Source organism: Vibrio sp. 1249-1 (assembly GCF_033340495.1).
In genome coordinates this window covers 1-808 of record NZ_JAWOWJ010000369.1, presented here as the reverse complement: position 1 = coordinate 808, position 808 = coordinate 1, and the positions used below count along the sequence as shown (strand labels likewise).

The 808-nt window shown below is 42.3% G+C and carries 1 pseudogene; it reads left to right on the top strand.

Features of this window, described 5'->3' with window-relative positions:
* A pseudogene (locus tag R7Z50_RS26435) lies at positions 1 to 808 on the top strand (54K polar flagellar sheath protein A); the annotation flags it as partial.

The following is an 808-nucleotide window of genomic DNA, read 5'->3' as shown; positions in this document are numbered from 1 at the left end:
ATTACAACTTTGTCTCGCAAACCGATATTTTCACGTCTCCGAACCCTGATATGTTGCCTACTGATGAACTGATGGGGCTTAAAGGTGAACCAACGGCATTGTTTCAGTATGAATCAGGTTCAAGCGACAAAGCGCTTTACCAATATGGTATTGGTTCGTGGGGAACTGGTGAGATAGCCTTAGTTAGAGCGGATAATACGTCAAACATTTATTCGTCTTCTGACTATACTTACGACTCGCTTAACATTGGCTTTGTTACTAACGGCTTTGCATATGACGCGTTGAAGCTGGATAAAACGGCCGTTGAATATAATCGCCCTAGTGCAACGAATAAAGAAACTTGGGTATACATGGCGTTCTCAGAGAATCAAGTTAATGGTTGGGAGTCTCTACTTAACGAAACGATCTCTGACGGATGGGATATTGACGTTGATCCGAGTGCTTACTTAAATATTGATAACCTGCCAAACACAAAACCAAGTGTATCAACACAAGGAAGTGCAGACTCGGTGATTGATCTGGACATGGGTTTAACATCGTCTACAGAAGGCTTTACTCGTGTTGCTTACTTTGCGGCTTCAGGCGACTATAAAGTCACACATCGTATATTCACAAAGAGTGACAGTGACTCTGTTGTTGTTCCTGAGCTCCATTACTACAATTTCCCAACATCAGCCGTTAACGGTTTGAAAGTTTCAGCTTCGGACGATTTTAATCGCACTGCTTTGGTATTGAGTGACGATAGCAATATCGACTCTAAAGTTTTCATGAGCTTCTTTTCTAATGGTGAAGCGTCAGAGCCTGAGCT